General features: G+C 34.2%; 14 protein-coding genes. 10 read left to right on the forward strand and 4 right to left on the reverse strand.

The window, feature by feature from the left end; all coding sequences use genetic code 11:
- Positions 1–142: 142 nt before the first annotated feature.
- Positions 143–901 carry a phosphatase PAP2-related protein gene (locus AC1RNE_RS14185; RefSeq protein ID WP_492801656.1) on the reverse strand — a complete coding sequence of 253 codons (759 nt, stop codon included), beginning with the start codon at positions 899–901 and terminating at the stop codon, positions 143–145.
- A 136-nt stretch (positions 902–1,037) separates the two neighbouring features.
- Between AC1RNE_RS14185 and msrA the strand changes: the two genes are divergently transcribed.
- Positions 1,038–1,703, forward strand: coding sequence for a peptide-methionine (S)-S-oxide reductase MsrA (gene msrA / locus AC1RNE_RS14190; protein WP_492801658.1), 666 nt, complete (start codon positions 1,038–1,040; stop codon positions 1,701–1,703).
- A 231-nt stretch (positions 1,704–1,934) separates the two neighbouring features.
- Positions 1,935–4,010 carry a protein-disulfide reductase DsbD family protein gene (locus tag AC1RNE_RS14195; RefSeq protein WP_492801659.1) on the forward strand — a complete coding sequence of 692 codons (2,076 nt, stop codon included), beginning with the start codon at positions 1,935–1,937 and terminating at the stop codon, positions 4,008–4,010.
- A gap of 53 nt (positions 4,011–4,063) precedes the next feature.
- Here the strand turns inward: AC1RNE_RS14195 and AC1RNE_RS14200 are convergent, their stop codons facing one another.
- Positions 4,064–4,549, reverse strand: coding sequence for a YdcF family protein (locus tag AC1RNE_RS14200; RefSeq protein WP_492801660.1), 486 nt, complete (start codon positions 4,547–4,549; stop codon positions 4,064–4,066).
- Between the two features lie 147 nt (positions 4,550–4,696).
- Here AC1RNE_RS14200 and AC1RNE_RS14205 point away from each other — a divergent pair, with 147 nt between their 5' ends.
- The 5 genes from AC1RNE_RS14205 to AC1RNE_RS14225 all read left to right on the forward strand — a co-directional run bounded on the left by AC1RNE_RS14205 (position 4,697) and on the right by AC1RNE_RS14225 (position 12,309).
- Positions 4,697–5,218: a cupin domain-containing protein gene (locus AC1RNE_RS14205; protein ID WP_309920937.1), complete on the forward strand. Its 522-nt coding sequence runs from the start codon at positions 4,697–4,699 to the stop codon at positions 5,216–5,218.
- Between the two features lie 442 nt (positions 5,219–5,660).
- Complete coding sequence (locus tag AC1RNE_RS14210; RefSeq protein ID WP_492801662.1) at positions 5,661–6,263, forward strand: TetR/AcrR family transcriptional regulator; 603 nt, start codon at positions 5,661–5,663, stop codon at positions 6,261–6,263.
- Positions 6,264–6,270: 7 nt separating this feature from the next.
- Complete coding sequence (locus AC1RNE_RS14215) at positions 6,271–7,620, forward strand: TolC family protein (RefSeq protein WP_492801664.1); 1,350 nt, start codon at positions 6,271–6,273, stop codon at positions 7,618–7,620.
- Between the two features lie 59 nt (positions 7,621–7,679).
- A complete protein-coding gene (locus AC1RNE_RS14220) occupies positions 7,680–8,840 on the forward strand; it encodes an efflux RND transporter periplasmic adaptor subunit (protein WP_492801666.1) in 1,161 nt (386 codons plus the stop codon).
- A gap of 115 nt (positions 8,841–8,955) precedes the next feature.
- Complete coding sequence (locus AC1RNE_RS14225) at positions 8,956–12,309, forward strand: efflux RND transporter permease subunit (RefSeq protein ID WP_492803645.1); 3,354 nt, start codon at positions 8,956–8,958, stop codon at positions 12,307–12,309.
- A gap of 60 nt (positions 12,310–12,369) precedes the next feature.
- Here AC1RNE_RS14225 and AC1RNE_RS14230 read toward each other — a convergent pair whose 3' ends face one another.
- Positions 12,370–12,606 (reverse strand): hypothetical protein, encoded by a 237-nt coding sequence (locus AC1RNE_RS14230; protein ID WP_492801668.1) that lies wholly within the window; start codon positions 12,604–12,606, stop codon positions 12,370–12,372.
- Between the two features lie 197 nt (positions 12,607–12,803).
- Positions 12,804–14,060: a T9SS type A sorting domain-containing protein gene (locus AC1RNE_RS14235; protein ID WP_492801669.1), complete on the reverse strand. Its 1,257-nt coding sequence runs from the start codon at positions 14,058–14,060 to the stop codon at positions 12,804–12,806.
- Positions 14,061–14,414: 354 nt separating this feature from the next.
- Here AC1RNE_RS14235 and AC1RNE_RS14240 point away from each other — a divergent pair, with 354 nt between their 5' ends.
- From AC1RNE_RS14240 to AC1RNE_RS14250, 3 genes are all read left to right on the forward strand, one after another.
- A complete protein-coding gene (locus AC1RNE_RS14240; RefSeq protein ID WP_492801672.1) occupies positions 14,415–15,368 on the forward strand; it encodes a glycosylasparaginase in 954 nt (317 codons plus the stop codon).
- 296 nt (positions 15,369–15,664) lie between these two features.
- Positions 15,665–16,210: a hypothetical protein gene (locus tag AC1RNE_RS14245; protein ID WP_492801673.1), complete on the forward strand. Its 546-nt coding sequence runs from the start codon at positions 15,665–15,667 to the stop codon at positions 16,208–16,210.
- 158 nt (positions 16,211–16,368) lie between these two features.
- Positions 16,369–17,511, forward strand: a complete 1,143-nt coding sequence (locus AC1RNE_RS14250) for a helix-turn-helix domain-containing protein (RefSeq protein WP_492801674.1) — start codon at positions 16,369–16,371, stop codon at positions 17,509–17,511.
- Positions 17,512–17,565 lie beyond the last annotated feature (54 nt).

Below are 17,565 nucleotides of genomic sequence, written 5' to 3' on the forward strand. Positions count from 1 at the left end.
TTAATTAACAAATATTAGTTACAAACTTAAAAACGCTCAATAATTTTTTAATACCTACTAATTTTTGACTTGCAAAATTAAGGGTTTAATTAATATATTTTCTATCATTCCCTTAAAATACAACGGTTTATGATTTTTGGACTTAAATAATTTTACCGCTAAGCCAGAAAAGGGTTTCCAAGATAATGAAAAATAATAATATTATCCCACAAGTGATTGACCATTTTTGTTTATTGATATAACGTGCAATCACATAAGAAAGTGCAGTAAAGAAAAATGCACCAATGACATCAGCTGTATAATGTACATGTTGAACTAGCAATAATATTGCCAAAGTGATGCATGCAATAGCCGCTAATGTTTTTTCCCAACGTTTTTCAAGAAACAACCAAATCATTACCATGGTTGCAGTATGACCAGAAAAAAATAAATCTTTTGTGATAGGTTCGGTATCTCCATAGATTAATAATTCTGCAAAAGTATCATGAAGAGGAACTAAATCGATAGGAGGATTCAATGGAAAAAAATAAATACATGACATCCTCAATACTGTTTCAATCACAAAAGTTAAGCAGAAAAGTAAAAATAATTTTGGCTTAACAATTACCCTACAAAGTAGGAATACGAGCATTCCGTAGATAACAGCAAAAATTGGCGTTGAAACATCCAACGCTGGTATAGTGTTTAATACAATATCAGAAAGGTAGGCCCCTTCGCGTTTTTGAATATTAATAAAATAAGAAGGAAATTTTGGGGCAGCCCAAAAGGAAACACCAACTGCTGTTAGTAATTTAATGGTAAATCCATCTGACTGTATAGCATCTTTCCAACGTTGCTGTACAACTTTAAAGTAACTTTTTGATGTTTTTTGTGGTTCTGATTTTGTAAGTATGTCGTTCATCAGACAATCTAATTTTTTAATTGGTACTATCTTTGGATATTATTTTTACGTATGTAATGTTACAAGGATATCATCGTTGTAAGAAATACTTTCATAAAAAATACAAACTTACATCAAGTTTTAAACGTTATCAACAATGAGAACAAAAATTAATATCATACTTCTTGGAATATTTACATTGTTAGTAAATATTTCATGTGCTAAAAGTTCTGATAATCAGAAAAATACCAATAAAATGAACAATGAAAAAGTCAATCTTGAAGGAACAGAAATAGTTACGTTTGGAGCGGGATGCTTTTGGTGTGTGGAAGCTATTTTTCAGCAAGTAGAAGGTGTTGTAAAAGTAGAATCAGGTTATTCTGGAGGAAAGGTTAAAAACCCATCTTACAAAGAAGTTTGTACGGGTCTTACGGGTCATGCAGAAGTGGTACAAGTAACTTTTGACCCTAAGAAAATATCTTTTGACAAAATTTTAGAAATTTTCTGGAAAACCCACGACCCTACTACCTTAAATCGTCAGGGTGCTGATGAAGGACCACAATATCGTTCTGCCGTTTTTTATCATAACGAAGCCCAGAAAAAAACTGCTGAGGCTTGGAAAGCTAAACTAAATGCTGAACATGTTTTCCCGAATCCGATTGTTACAGAAATTACTCCATTTTCAGTGTTTTATCCTGCTGAAGATTATCACCAAGATTATTATGAATTGAATGGGCATAATCCTTATTGCCAAGTAGTGATAAAACCGAAGCTAGAGAAATTTACAAAGATATTCAAAGAGAATTTGAAGAAAATGAACTAGTTCAATAAAGACAATTATTTAAAAGGTTAAATTTGAGAAAATTTAGCCTTTTTATTTTTTTAAGTAAAAGCAATTGAATTGCTAAACATACATTTATTGCTATTGATTTGCTTTAAATTGCGTTTCAAAACAATTAATAAGGCTTAATAAAATGTATTTCTGTAAGATGTAGAACCCACAGCTACAATTTACTGTTTAGAAAATTAAGCATATTATACAATCCATCAACAGATGAAAAAGTTATTTTTTAGTTTATTAATATTACTTATTTATTCAGTAGGCACTACTGCACAAAAACTTACACCCGCCAAATGGTCTTGGGCTTTATCAAAAGCAAATCCAGCAGTTGGCGAAACGGTTGACATCATTTTTTCGGTAGATATTCAAGACGACTGGTATTTATACTCTTCAGATTTTAGTGAAGACTTAGGCCCAACAGTTACTACGATTAAATTAAAAGCAAATGATAGTTATGAGGCCGTAGGAGGCCTAAAGGCTATCAATCCATCTAAGAAATTCGATAAAGAAATTTGGAATGGCGAATATACCTACTTTAAACATAAAGCTACTTTTCGCCAAAGTATCAAGATATTAAAAGCGAAATTTTTAGTGGAGGGTGCTTATGATAGCCAATCTTGTTCAGATGTTAGTGGGACGTGTGTTCCTGTAAAAGGTAATTTTGCTTTAGCAGGAGCTGAAAAAAAAAACGATAGCCGCCCCATCGAAGAAAAAGCTGTAAAAACAGCTACAGAAAGTACTACTTTAACACCTGTTGTTAAAGACTCGGCGGTAGTTAAGACAGAAATCCAAGCAGATACATTAGTAGCTGAAAAAAGCACTAGCTCAGTAGCCTCTGAAACAGCAACATTACCCGCCGAACAACAATCGTTATTTGCTTTCTTTTGGGTAGCTTTTGGTGCAGGACTTTTGGCTTTGTTAACACCATGTGTGTATCCACTAATTCCGATGACAGTAAGTTTTTTCACCAAACAAAAAGGTGGAAGAAAATTAGCATTCCTATATGGCTTTTCGATTGTAGCTATCTATGTACTATTTGGGACTTTGATTGCAGCCTTAGCAGGGCCAGGCTTTGCTAACTGGTTGAGTACACACTGGATTCCTAATTTGCTATTCTTTGTCATCTTTGTATTTTTTGGAATATCATTTTTGGGTTGGTTCGAAATCGTTTTGCCTTCAAATTTTGTCAATAAAATAGATGCTCAGTCTGATAGAGGAGGTTTAATAGGGGTGTTCTTTATGGCGTTTACGTTAGTATTGGTTTCGTTCTCTTGTACTGGGCCTGTTGCTGGTTCTATTTTAATAGCTTCTGCCCAAGGCGAAATCATCAAACCTATTATTGGAATGTTGGGCTTTTCGTTAGCCTTTGCTATTCCATTTACTTTGTTTGCTATTTTCCCACAATGGTTGAAGAGCTTGCCAAAATCTGGTGGCTGGATGAATTCTGTAAAAGTAATTTTAGGCTTTTTAGAATTAGCATTAGCCCTTAAATTCTTAAGTACTGCCGACCAAGTATATCACTGGGGTATTTTAGATAGAGAGGTATATCTGGCTTTATGGATTGTAATATTCTCGTTAATAGGGTTTTATTTATTAGGCAAAGTTCAATTACCACATGATGACAAAACAGATAAGGTAAGTGTGCCAAAAATGTTGATGGCTATTTTGGTTTTTTCTTTTGTCGTATATATGGTTCCAGGAATGTTTGGAGCACCACTAAAAGCATTAGCAGGTTGGTTGCCACCCCTTACTACACAAGACTTTGTGTCGTCGGGGTCTTCTAGCAAATCAGAAGGTGGAGATGTTAATTTCCCTAAAACAAAGTATAGTGAATTCCTTACTTTACCGCATGGTTTACAAGGCTTTTTTGATTATGAAGAAGCCGTAGCATATGCCAAAAAAGTAAATAAGCCTATCTTTATCGATTTTACTGGACACGGTTGTGTGAATTGTAGAAAAATGGAAGAAAATGTATGGTCAAATCCAGCGGTATTGAAAAGACTGAAAGAAGACTATGTAGTAGTGGCTTTGTATGTGGATGATAAAATGGAATTACCGAAAGAAAAATGGTATATCTCTAAAGACGACGGACAAGAGAAAACTTCAATGGGCGACCAGAACTTAGATTTTCAGATTGTAAGATTCAACGGCAATGCTCAGCCTTATTATTGTTTAGTCAATCCAAATGAACAAAAAGGAACTTTGGCTCCCCCAAAAGCATTTGATTCAAATGTTGAAAATTTTGTGAAATTTTTGGATGAAGGAAAAGCAAAATATGCTTTAAAATAATATTTATTGAGTTATTAATGTCAAGAGGTTTACGAAAGTAAGCCTCTTGACATTTAAGGCAACATCCTTAGCCGATTGAGTGCTTGTTGTTCAAGCCTGACAAGCCTTTCCATTTCTTCTTCGTATAAATTTGATTTTACTTCAAGGAAAAAGAGGAACTGGTAATCAGCATATTTTTGAAAAGTAAAACGTATTCTTTCTACTTGATAATCAGAAGTAATCACAGCTACCATATCAGGTTCATAACGGTTGATGATTCTATGGCATAGCTGAATGTCTTCAATGGCGGTTTCACCTAAAGAGAATTCAATAAACCTGTTGTGGGCAATTCCTTCTTCTAATAAAAAATTCTGTAGATATTGGGCATGCGGATACTCAGAAGTATTGAAATGACTGCCAAAGCCACCCGTACACAAGACATAAAATTCAGGATTATTTTTCAAGAATTTTGATGCACCCAATACTCTGTCAATGGCAATCGGTGAAAGGTTTCCATCATAAGTATTGGCATCGGCCATGATAATCAATAATCCATTCATAAGGAAAATACCATTTAATAATTTTATTGTTTTATTTGATGGGAAGACACGACAAAGATAGAACTATAATTACTAAATAGTTTTTGCCTATCAAAGGGAAATTATTCAAAACTCTTAACTTTGTGATTCAAAAAACTGTCAAACCTTATGAATCTTACCCTTTCTCAAGATGCTGATAAGGCATCTATCTTTGAACAAATTGCAGCTGCCTTGGCGGAAGATAACTTTACTGTAGTGAAACAAGACCAAACTCGTCCTTGGGGAGGTTTTTTTGTTATCGACGAAACTCAAGCACCAGCTTTTGCAGCTAAATATTTTCCACATTTGGAAATGTCTGAAATTCAGATTACCAATAAATTATCACCAAAGATTTTAGTTGTAGCTCCTGAAAAACGTTTGTCATGGCAATACCATTTCCGTCGTGCTGAAATTTGGAAAGTAATTGCAGGTACTACAGTAGGTGTAAAGATTAGTGATACAGACGAAGAGTCTGACGAAGTGAAGGTATTAGAATCAGGAAGTTTTATTCAGATGGACACAGGCGAACGCCACCGTTTAATCGGTTTAGATGGTTGGGGTATAGTAGCCGAAATTTGGCAACATACTGACCCTGAAAACCCTTCTGATGAAGAAGATATTGTTAGATTACAGGATGATTTTGGAAGATAATTCCAACCATTATTATCTCTATTGCGTCATTAATTTATCATAATAACAAAAGGTCGTCAAGAATCATCTGTTTTCTGACGACCTTTTTTTGTGGTCTTAACAAATAAAAAACCAGAATTTTAAGGAAAGCTGGTATGTTTTTTGATGTAAATAATTAATAAAAAGGTATTTCACATCACCAAAAAAATAGACAAGATAAGCAAGTATATAAAAAAAATGCAAATACGGTTAGTTTGCTAAAACTAATTTGCTTTACAATTATTTAACATAACCCGCACATATTAAATATTTAATAGCTGCTAATAGCTTCAACCGCTTATCCCCGTGTTTTACCTTTTCTAAAAAAAATCATAAAAAACTTTGAGTGAGCTGAAAGTTTCCATAGCTTTGCATAAGAAACTTTTAATGTTTCTAAAGTTTCCTTACCAAATTATTACATCACTTGGAAATCAAAGAAAGAATTATCATTAAGGCGAAAGAATTGTTTTTTCGTTACGGAGTAAAGTCTGTGACTATGGATGATATTGCCAACGAGTTAGGAATTTCTAAAAAAACGATTTATCTACATTTTGAAGACAAAGACGATATCGTGTTTCAGTTGTTTCAACAAGAAATGAAGGAAGATAAATGTGAATGGGAAGAAATCCACAACTCGTCAAAGAATGTCATCGATAGAATGGTAAAATCAATGGAGGTCATTAAGCAAGCCTTTGCCGAGGTAAATCCATCAACATTATTTGATATTAAAAAGTACCATCCTAGGTCATGGAATATCTTTCAAGAACATAAGGAAAAATTCATCCTAGAAAGTATCAAAAAAGATTTAATTGAAGGCATAGAACAGGGCTTGTTTAGGGCTGAAATTAAAATAGATATTCTTGCTAGAATGCGTCTTGAACAAATTGAAATGGGATTTGACCCTAGTAGTTTTTCAATTAGCAAATTTACCATAGTAGAAGTACAATTAGAACTCCTAGACCATTTTATCCGAGGTGTTTTAACCGAGAAAGGAACCAAAATTTATAATGAATACCAACAAAAGTAAACTTCAAATGAGAAAACTTCTAAGAGGTAATTTGCTCTTATTTAGCATTTTAATTACTTCACAATTCGTAAAAGCACAGCAAAGCTACTCTCTCCGCGAAGCGGTAGATTATGCTGTCAAGAATCATACCTCTATCAAAAATGCTCAAATTGATATTTTAACTGCTGAAGCAAGAGTAAGTGAATTGAAGGGTATTGGTTTGCCACAAGTAAGTGGAAATATTGGATATACCAACAACGTAATTATTCCGAAGGTATTTATCCCTGCTAAAACATTTGACCCTACTGCTAGTGAAGGGGATGTAATAGCGGCCGAATTTGGCGTTGCCAACAGTGGTCAGGCGGGTATAAATCTTAATCAAATCTTGTTTGATGGTTCATACTTACTAGGCCTTAAGGCAGCAGATGTCTACAAAGAGCTATCTAAAAAGACATTGGTACAAACTAAGCAACAAGCCGCAGAGAATGTAACAAAAGCTTATTACAGTATCTTGGTGAACGAGGAAAGAATCAAATTACTTGATTTAAACATCGGTCGTTTAGATTCTTTATTGCGTGATACTAAGGCATTGAATGTACAAGGTTTTACAGAGAAAATAGATGTACAACGACTTGAAGTTCAGATGAATAACTTGAAAATAGAAGCAAAGAATGTACAACGTTTGCAAGATTTAAGTTACCATCTGTTGAAATTCCAAATGGGAAAGAAGATTACTGAAACCATTACTTTGACGGATAAATTGGCGGACGTAAATATTTCAGAGGTATTGCCAGAAACCCCGCAGTCTATTAAATATGGTAACCGTATTGAATATTCTATCCTTGAAACGCAAAATCGTTTGGCTGAATTAGACTTGAAAAACCAAAAGGTAGGTTATTTGCCAAGAGTGATGTTGACAGGTGGCTATAACTATTCGGCTGGTCGTCCTTCATTTACAGATTTACTTACTAAATCTTGGGTTAATGCCGCATCACTTGGATTATCGATACAAATACCAATTTTTGATGGCTTCCAGAGAAAATACAAAATCGTTCAGTCGCAAAACAGTTTACAAAAAGTAAAAAACAGTTTTGAATTATTAGAAAACTCAATTGACCTTCAAGTAACACAAAGCCATATTACTTTAAAGAATGCTTACGAAACACTTGAAGAGCAAAAAGCTAATATGGAATTGGCTAAAGAAGTAGTAAGAGTTTCTAAAATCAAATACCAACAAGGGGTAGGTTCAAACTTAGAAGTAGTAAATGCTGAAATTGCTTATAAAGAAGCACAGACTAATTATTTTACTACCTTCTATAATGCATTGGTTGCGAAAGTTGATTTAGACAAAGCATTGGGAAGACTTTATACCGAATAAATTCAAAGAAAATTATTAAATAATCTAGATTATAAAAAGACATTTACCATCATATCAACATGAAATATTTATTAAACAAACCAAATACCTCTAAGCTCACAGGGCTTCAATTATTATTGGTGGGGAGTATACTAACAAGTTCATTGTTCATGGCATCTTGTAGTAAACCAGATAAAAAAGCTGAATTGGCTGCTTTAAAAACAGAACAAAAAGAGCTTGATACCAAAATTAAAGCATTAGAAAAAGAACTAGGTGCTGGCGAAGATAAAGCAGAAGCTAAAGTAGTAACTGTTTCGGTAATGCCGATTCAAGCTGAAAATTTCAAACATTTTGTTGAGGCACAAGGCGTAGTTACTTCTAAAAACATTGTTCAAGTAACGCCACAAATGGCAGGTGCTATCACTGGTATTTTTATCATTGAGGGTCAGGCTGTGAAAAAAGGACAGTTAGTTGCTACGATAGACAACAATGTGTTGAAAGAAACGTTGGCTGAAATCAAAAATCAGTTAGATTTAGCTGTTACACTATACAATAAGCAAAAAACACTTTGGGACCAGCAGATTGGTACAGAAGTACAATATCTTCAAGCTAAAGCGAACAAAGAATCTTTGGAGAGACGTATCGTAACAATGGAGACTCAGTTGGCAATGACGAAGGTATATGCACCAATTTCTGGAACAGTAGAAATCGTTCGTCAGAAAACAGGTGAAATGGGTTCTCCGGGTGTACCTATTGCTCAGATTGTAAACGTAGGCGATTTGAAAATCACGGCTAAAATTGCTGATACTTATGTAGGCTCAGTAAAACAAGGTGCTACAATGACAGTGAAATTTCCAGATATTAATAAAGAATTGAACGCAAAAATTTCAGTAGTAAATGCTGTAGTTGACCCAGTTTCAAGAACATTTGGGATTGAAGCAAACATTCCGAATTTGGGTGGAGCTTTAAAGCCAAACCAAGTAGCAATTGTTAATATCAACGATTTGACTAAATCTAATTCGTTAGTGGTTAATCAAAACATTATTCAGAAAACAGAATTAGGTGATATTGTTTATGTAGCTGTTACCGAAAAGGGTAAGAAAATAGCACGTAGCAAAGTAGTTAAAACAGGTGTTTCTTATAATGGTAATGTTGAAATTTTAGAAGGTCTTACTACGGGTGACTTAGTAATTACTCAAGGGTATCAAGAATTAGTAGATGGAACGCCAGTGGCATTTTAATCAATAGCCATCCTCACATTTACGCATTACTATCACTCAACATTTTATCATGAAAGAGCAAGAAGAAAACGAAGCCCTCACCAACGAGAAACATGGTTCGGGGGCCATATATAACATGATTGGTTGGTTAGCAACCAACCAGAAAACGGTGTATCTTTTCACCGTAGTGCTATTCATTGTCGGTATTGTTATTTATAATATTTTACCGAAAGAACAATTCCCTGATATTAAAGTACCGCAAATTTATGTACAAACTATTTATGCAGGAACAACACCAGGAGATATTGAAAATACGATTACCAAGCCAATCGAAAAGCAAATCAAGACGATTGCTGGGGTAAAGAAAGTAAAGTCGAACTCACTACAAGATTTCTCAATTATTTTAGTTGAATTTAATCCTGATGTGAAAGTAGATGATGCTTTAAGAAAAGTAAAAGATAAAGTTGATATCGTAGAATTACCAAAAGATTTAACAAAGAAACCTGTTGTACAGGATGTTAACTTTTCGGAATTCCCGATTATGAACATCAACTTAGCAGGGAACTTCCCATTGGCTAAATTGAAAGATTTCGCAGAAGATTTACAAGATGAGATTGAAGGTTTACCAGAAATTACCCGTGTAGATATTGTAGGTGCGTTAACACGTGAAATCCAAATCAACCTTGATTTGTACAAAGCACAAGTTGCTGGACTTACTTTTAGTGATGTCCAAATGGCCATTCAAGGTGAAAACGTAAACATTTCTGGAGGAGAGCTAAGCGTTGAAGGTGTTCGTAGAACGTTAAGAGTAAAAGGCGAGTTTAAATCGATGGACCAAATCCAGAATATTCGTCTTCGTTCGTCTTTAGGCGCAATGGTTCGTTTAGGAGATGTTGCCGAAGTAATTGATAGCAGTGAAGAACAGCAAGATTTTGCTCGTTTGAATAATAAGAAAGTAGTTACGCTGAACGTCATCAAACGTGGTGGGGCTAACTTGATTGCTGCCTCTGAGAAAATTGAGGAAATTATCGCAAAAGCGAAGGAGAATCGTTTACCACAAGGTTTGGAGATTAAAATCACAGCCGATTCATCTGAAAGAACAAAAGGAGATATTAACGATTTGGTAAATACCGTAATCCTAGGGTTTATCTTCGTAGTATTAGTATTGATGTTCTTCATGGGTGTTCGTGATGCTATCTTCGTTGGTTTGTCAGTTCCTTTGTCTGCTTTGTTAGCATTCATTCCTTTGTATTTCATGGGCTTTACCCTGAATACAATCGTACTTTTTGCTTTCTTGCTAGGGCTAGGGATTGTAGTGGATGATGCGATTGTGGTTATTGAAAACTCACACCGTATTTTCAACCGCTATCGTCATATCTCAATTGTTGATGCCGTAAAATTGGCAGCTTCGGAAGTATTTATTCCTGTATTATCAGGAACTACTACTACGATTATGCCTTTCGTACCGTTGCTTTTCTGGCCAGGTATTGTGGGTGAATTCATGAAGTTCTTACCAATTACTTTAATCTGTACGTTGATTGCTTCGTTGATTGTGGCTTATGTAATGAACCCAGTTTTTGCGGTTTCGTTTATGAAACGTCATGATGAAAACGAGCATGTAGATACAAGTGTACAATCTTTGAAGAAACCTGCTATTATATTAGCTATCTGTGCTGTGCTTGGGTATATTGTGAACTTTGGTTTAGGAAACTTCTTTGTGTTGATTCTTGCATTGTATGTTTTCAACCATTTTATCCTTACGCCTAAAATCATCATTCCTTTCCAAGAAAAATCGTTACCAGCTTTCAAGAATAATTATCAAAAATTAATCTCTTGGGTAATTACAGGCTATCGTCCAGTATTTGCAGTAATCGGAATGGTTGTTTTGTTGATAGTTACTTTTGTATTGATGGGAATTGTTCAGCCAAAAGTAATCTTCTTTCCAAGCGGTGACCCTGACTATATCTATATCTACAACAATATGCCAGTAGGTACTGATGCCCGTGTAACGGATTCGGTAACTAAAGTGATTGAGAAGAAGGTATTTGAGGTATTGAAAAAAGAAAATGCCGAAGGAATGGTTAACTCTGTGATTTCAAACGTTGGTAAAAATGCTGGTGACCCAACCAACCCAGATAGAGCGCCGACACCACAGAAATCTAAAGTAACGGTAGCCTTTGTTAGTAAAGTTAACCGTGGAGGTATTTCTTCGGAAGTAATTTTAGATAAGGTTCGTAAAGAGATTAAAGCATTACCATTGCCAGGTTCAATTATTTCAGTAGATAGAGAAAACAATGGACCTCCGACAGGTGCGCCTATTGCGATTGAAATTGCAGGAGACGACTTTAAAGAGTTAGCAAAACTTGAAAAAGATGTTCGTCGTGTGATTGACAAATCTGGTATCAAAGGTATTGAAGAGCTGAAATCAGATTTGATTACTAACAAGCCTGAAATTATCATTGATGTTGATAAAGAGAAAGCTCAACGTGAGGGTATTTCATCAGCACAAGTAGCAATGGCTGTTCGTACTGCCTTGTTTGGTACTGAAATCTCTAAATTCAGGGATGATAAGGATGAATATCCAATTCAATTAAGAATTAAATCAGAAGATAGAAATCAGATTGAAAAATTATTGAGTTTGAATATTACTTATAGAGATATGGTAATGGGTGGAGTATTACGCCAAGTACCATTGAATTCGATTGCTAGTATTTCTTATTCTACTTCTTTCAGTCAGATTAATCGTAAGAACCAAGAGCGTTTAGTAACCTTGAGTTCAAATGTAGTACAAGGATACAACGCCAATGAGATTGTAGCAGAGATTCAGACGTTGATTGACGATATGGATGTGCCGAGTGGTTATACACTTCGCATGGGTGGTGAACAAGAAGACCAAAAAGAAACGGGGTCATTTTTAGCAGGAGCACTTGTTTCAGCAGTATTATTGATTTTCTTGGTACTGGTAATGCAGTTTAATTCTATCTCGAAACCAGTAATCATTTTTGTTACCATCTTGCTTTCATTTATTGGGGTATTGTTGGGCTTTATGGCATTCGGTCAAACATTCTCAGTTATCATGTCGGGTGTAGGTATTATTGCCTTGGCTGGTATTGTGGTAAAGAATGGTATTCTATTGATAGAATTTACCGATGAATTAGTACACAGAGGTTATCCATTGAAGAAAGCCATTGTAGAAGCAGGAAGTACACGTTTGACGCCTGTAATCTTGACAGCCGCTGCCGCAGTACTAGGATTAGTACCTTTGGCAATTGGTTTGAGTATCGACTTTGTGGCAATGTTTACAGAACTAAATCCACATATTCATACAGGTTCTGATAGTGCTGCTTTCTGGAATATTTTAGCATGGACGATTATCTACGGACTTACGTTCTCTACGATTCTTACCCTTGTTATTGTTCCTTGTATGTATTACATCAACGAACGTATCAGGCAGAAATACTTTGGGAAACCAGTAGTACAAGAAGTTTAGAAAAAGAAGAAGCCACAGCAATTAAGTTGTGGCTTCTTCTTTTTTGTAAAGATGAGTTTTCTATTTTTGAAAAGAATCAACAAAAGTCTTTTTAAGTAACTTTCCTTTTTTTACTCGTTGCATTTCTTTGAAGCTTTTCTCAATATTGTCAAGTGGTTCGATTTCTCTATGTTGAGCAAAAACGCCATCAAGCTTTTTTAAGTCTTGGTATTTTTCTGTAATTACTTCCCAAACATTTATCGGTATAACTACTGCTGTGGGTTTTCCATAGGTATCGGATAAGTATTGTAATGCCATCGTCGTAATGTTTTAAAGTGATTATATTGGCGGTCGTGTAATCAAATATAACATATTTTACCGTTTTTGATGACAATGATTTTCTATTTTAAATAAGTTTTTGATAGAATAAGTAAATTTACTTATGATTTTTAGCCTTCTTAAACCGTTGGATTATGACAACATTATTTTTTATACTTAAACTTAGCAATACAGCCTTACTTAAAAACAATAACTTTATGTTCTTTAATAGCATCAGTAGTTTTTACTTTTAGTACATATATACCCAAATTCAACCCTTCGGAGGGAATAACTTTCAAGATAGTATCTGTGATAGTGTTCTTTTCAAAGGCAATATTTCTGCCGTTGAAATCAAAAAGGCTCAGTTCCGATTCCTCTGCATTTTCTACTTTAACATAGAATTCAGTAGTAATAATTGGGTTAGGAAATACACCAAACGAAACATTAGCATCTGAGATAACTACCGATTGAGGAGGAAAAAACTGTTCTTTTTTATCTGTTGCTATTAGTTTTAAACGATAGTAATTTGTGCCAAATGATGGCGTTTCATCAACAAATTGATACGTTGTTTTATTAGAAGATTCTCCCGCAGCTTTTATTTTACTGATTTGAGCATAATTAATATTATCCCTACTTCTTTCCAATACAAAATAATCACTATTGATTTCTGTAGCGGTTTCCCAACTCAATGCCACTTTATGCGTTTCTACTGACTGCGCTTTGAAAGAGGTAAGGGCACTAGATAATTGTATGAAATCATTTTTAATGATAAAATTATCAAAGTCCAATGTCGGAGAACCTGTAAAGCTTTTTGTTAGAATTTTGAATTTTGTCAGATTCCCATCAAGGTTATCAAGGGGCAGGTCGTTGCTGATTAATGTAGCACCAACATACAAATCATACTTTTTGGCATTAACAAGTCCACTTCTAACACCATCATTATAGCTCATTGTCCCATTGCTATTATTAATAAAAAGGGTAACAGAAATAAATGAATTAGCTAATTGGGGCGCTCCTTGAATAATAAGCGTTGAAGGAGTATTTACACCAAATTTAATGCTCATGACTGGTAAAATAGGAGGGGCTGTACTATTATCAAAATTGGCTCCATCACCAAAATAAAACTCCACCGCATTGAGATTTTCTGCCCCTATACTGCTTGCCCTCATCGAAAATTGAACATATAACGTAGAAGGAGTAGGGGAAAAAGCAGTGCTTCTGGTTGCTCTACAAATGGAATTATTCCCTATAAATTTTAAATACTTCTCTCCAGTTGTATTAATTAGTACGTTAGTGAGGTAATTAAATTGACCTACCGTCGGACTATTTTCACTTTCAAAAGGTGTTTGGGAGCTTGTAGCAGCGTTTTCGAAGTTCTGATTGAAGTAAATAACTTGTGAGTGAGCCACTGTGAAGAAAAATCCCCAAAAAAGTACAATAAATGTTGATTTCATTAAGCGTGTTAGATTTAATGTTGTAGAATTTATTGTACGAAAATAAATAAATATTTTTCTGGATAAAATATTTTGTGAATTTTAAATCTTATAATCAGCTATTTATGAGATTTTTTTTAGTGAACGTACAATAATTCAAAGAATTGAGATATTTACACCCATTTTTAGGAATGCCTGCACGCTTTTTTATTAAATACCTGTGAGCATAAGATTTACTAGAGATTAATGTGATAGTTTTTATATGTTTAGATTTTTTGATAAATTGAGTAGCTATCAACAGCAAATTTATTTATCCTTTTTATTTAAAAATCTAAGCAATTGGAAAATTGCTGTTAATCAACAAATTAATTCTTCATGCAACGCAGAACCTTTATTAAACAAACAACAGCATTAACGGCACTTGCTTCTGTAAGTGCGAAAGCGACTGATAATTCAAACCTTGCTACGTTTCCATTGGTAATATCAACTTGGAAAAATGAAAAGGCCAATTATGCCGCTTGGGAGTCACTACAGAAAACGGGTAGCGCTTTGGATGCCGTTGAGGCGGGAGCAAGAGTGCCTGAAGCCGACCCAAATGATACATCAGTAGGGTATGGCGGATTCCCAGATAGAGATGGCTTTGTTACTTTAGATGCCTGTATCATGGATGCAAAGGGAAATGCAGGTTCTGTGAATTTTTTGCAAAATATCATGCATCCTATTTCCGTAGCAAGAGCCGTGATGGAAAAAACGCCACACGTAATGTTATCGGGTGAAGGTGCCTTACAATTTGCAATTTCTCAAGGATTTAAAAAAGAAAACCTCTTGACCGAAAATGCTAAAAAAGCATGGATAGAGTGGAAGAAAACATCAAAATACGAACCTAAAATTAATATCGAGCGTCATGATACAATCGGATTATTAGCTTTAGGAAATAAAGGTGAAATTTCTGGAGCTTGTACGACGAGTGGATTAGCTTTTAAAATGCATGGTAGAGTAGGAGACTCACCCATCATTGGTGCGGCGGTTTTCTGTGATGATGAAGTAGGAGGAGCTTGTGCTACAGGGCTAGGTGAATTTGTTTTAAAAACCCTAGGTTCTTTTTTGATTGTAGAATTGATGAGAAATGGAAAGACACCTCAACAAGCCTGTGAAGAAGCCATCATGAGAATTGTAAAAAGATACAATTATAAGGAATTTCAGATTGGATATCTAGCAGTGAATAAGAAAGGAGAATATGGTGCTTATGCTATCCAACCGGGCTTTAATTATACAGTGACGATAGAAGGTGTGACCAAAGTGTATGATGCTGGGTCTTATATGAAATAAGAAATTAACAAAAAAATAATTTATATAAACCAACCTTTTTTTGTTTTTTTCAGTCCTTATAAATAGTACTTACTAATACCTTTAGATTCAATAGTTTATAAGCAATTAAGTACTCAATACGTCATTAAACAAAATCATTGACCGTTTAATAAATTAAAAATGACTTAATGATAAGTCTTTTGTAATTTTCGAAAAATTATTAGTAATTTTGTCGGACAAATATAAGAAAAGTACAAAAACTTTAATTAAACTCAAGAAATTAGTAGCTTAGTAAAATAAGTGATTTCAACAAACCTATGAAAAGAATTTTAAAAAATAACCCTTTAATCGTAGTAGCAGTTTTATTGCTTTCTATAGGAACATTAATTACGTATAGTAAAAACTTAGAAGTCATAAACAACTCAAACAAAGGGTTTTTCTCAGGTAGAATCACTTTTGAAGAAAATCAAAAGCATACAATTTACTCAGATAAGGTAGAAGTAAAAAAAGGTATTGAAAGAGGTCTGAAAACTTTAGCAATAGCAATAATAGATGAAAAGACATCTGAATCAGTATTTATAAAGTTATATGATGTTCAAGAAAAAGGAACATTTTTTATCCCAGGTGAAGGTAAAGTACAAAATATAGGGAATTTGATTAAAAATGTAAACCATTTCAGAGAATTAAACAACTTTTACCAAACTACCTTAGTGAACGAAGAAGGATTGAAGAACGGAGTAGGAAGAGTAAACATTACAAAATTGACTGATACTGAAATAGAAGGAGAGTTGATTATCATCGGAAATAATTCTGAAGGAAAGCAAGCTCAATTAGAATCAGCAAGATTTAAAGCAAAGATTTAATAATAAGTATTAAAATACTTGTTAAAGATATTATATTTAGTGGTTAGGTGATACCAAAACGTCTGTGCAATTGCAACAGACGTTTTTTGTTTTGTTACCAATCCAATGAAAACTATTTATGGTTCGCTATATTTAACTTTATTAAAAAACTAAATATTATGAACCAACAATTTTCTGTATTTGAGGTAATGCTATTTGTTGGAATAGTACAAGGATGTGTAATTTCTATTTTGTTATTTTTGCAGAAGCCATTATACCTCAATAAGAAGCTATTAGCTTATATTCTTGTTGTTTTTAATATTTTATGCATCAAAATACTTCTTCATACTACCCATCTTTGGGATAATCCCTTTATACGTTATTTGCCCATTTCATTAGAATTATTGATTCCACCGATAATCTATTTTTATGCGCTTTCCTTAACCAATTCATCTTTTAAATTAAGGACAAAATACCTTTGGCATTTTGCCCCTTATGCTATTTTCGCCGTGTATTCAGTAATAGTATATCTAACAGTATTGCCGATAAACACAATTATAGAAAAAGATAAATTAGCGGAGGCATTATATTTCAATGAAATCAAGGCTTTTGAAGATGTCTTATCTGTCATATCGGCTATTGTATACTGGTTATTAAGTTATCGTCAAATAGTTCATTATGATAAAATCACCTATCTGCAAACCGCAAATTCTGATGCCTCAACATTGCAATGGCTCAGAAATATCATGGTGCTTTCGGGTATTTTGATTGTTTTATTAGGCTTTAGTCTTTGGCAAAATCAGTTAGTATCATGGAAAGTTTTTCATGTTTTTCTGGCAGGGTTAATTTATTATATGGGCTTTAGAGGCTATAACATTAACCCTCTTAATATTCCCAAAGAAGTCAGTTTTGTATCAAGCATAGAAAAAGAGGGTAATACAGCAATGTCAAGTCCTGAACGACAGTCTGCTCAAATCGCAATTCTACAGGCCTTAGAACAAGATAAAATTTACCTAACTGTTGAATTAACTATTGATTCACTGGCAAAAAGTATAAACCTATCACCCAATCTGATTTCTTCAGTGATTAATAATGAATTGAATACAAACTTCCGAAGCCTTATCAACCACTATCGCATTGACGAAATAAAGCAAAGACTCTTGACTAATGATGTTGAAAAGTTATCCATTGCGGGGTTAGCCTATGAATGTGGCTTTAATTCAGAAGCCAGTTTTTATCGTGTCTTCAAGGCAATAGAAGGGGTATCTCCCAAAGAATTTCTAGAAAAGCATAAAAATAATGACTCTCAAAAAATGTTTTGAGAGTTTTTTCTGACATAGAAAGCCTTGGTTTGCAAGACAAATCAACATCTTTCG

The sequence above is a fragment of the Arcicella sp. GW822-FHT02H01 genome (genome assembly GCF_058802005.1).

What these genes read in the sequence shown, in the direction of transcription:
- AC1RNE_RS14185 (WP_492801656.1), bottom strand. Translation starts at nt 901, where the DNA reads ATGAACGACATACTTACAAAATCAGAACCACAAAAAACATCAAAAAGT.
- msrA (WP_492801658.1), top strand. Translation starts at nt 1,038, where the DNA reads ATGAGAACAAAAATTAATATCATACTTCTTGGAATATTTACATTGTTA.
- AC1RNE_RS14195 (WP_492801659.1), top strand. Translation starts at nt 1,935, where the DNA reads ATGAAAAAGTTATTTTTTAGTTTATTAATATTACTTATTTATTCAGTA.
- AC1RNE_RS14200 (WP_492801660.1), bottom strand. Translation starts at nt 4,549, where the DNA reads ATGAATGGATTATTGATTATCATGGCCGATGCCAATACTTATGATGGA.
- AC1RNE_RS14205 (WP_309920937.1), top strand. Translation starts at nt 4,697, where the DNA reads ATGAATCTTACCCTTTCTCAAGATGCTGATAAGGCATCTATCTTTGAA.
- AC1RNE_RS14215 (WP_492801664.1), top strand. Translation starts at nt 6,271, where the DNA reads ATGAGAAAACTTCTAAGAGGTAATTTGCTCTTATTTAGCATTTTAATT.
- AC1RNE_RS14220 (WP_492801666.1), top strand. Translation starts at nt 7,680, where the DNA reads ATGAAATATTTATTAAACAAACCAAATACCTCTAAGCTCACAGGGCTT.
- AC1RNE_RS14225 (WP_492803645.1), top strand. Translation starts at nt 8,956, where the DNA reads ATGATTGGTTGGTTAGCAACCAACCAGAAAACGGTGTATCTTTTCACC.
- AC1RNE_RS14230 (WP_492801668.1), bottom strand. Translation starts at nt 12,606, where the DNA reads ATGGCATTACAATACTTATCCGATACCTATGGAAAACCCACAGCAGTA.
- AC1RNE_RS14235 (WP_492801669.1), bottom strand. Translation starts at nt 14,060, where the DNA reads ATGAAATCAACATTTATTGTACTTTTTTGGGGATTTTTCTTCACAGTG.
- AC1RNE_RS14240 (WP_492801672.1), top strand. Translation starts at nt 14,415, where the DNA reads ATGCAACGCAGAACCTTTATTAAACAAACAACAGCATTAACGGCACTT.
- AC1RNE_RS14245 (WP_492801673.1), top strand. Translation starts at nt 15,665, where the DNA reads ATGAAAAGAATTTTAAAAAATAACCCTTTAATCGTAGTAGCAGTTTTA.
- AC1RNE_RS14250 (WP_492801674.1), top strand. Translation starts at nt 16,369, where the DNA reads ATGAACCAACAATTTTCTGTATTTGAGGTAATGCTATTTGTTGGAATA.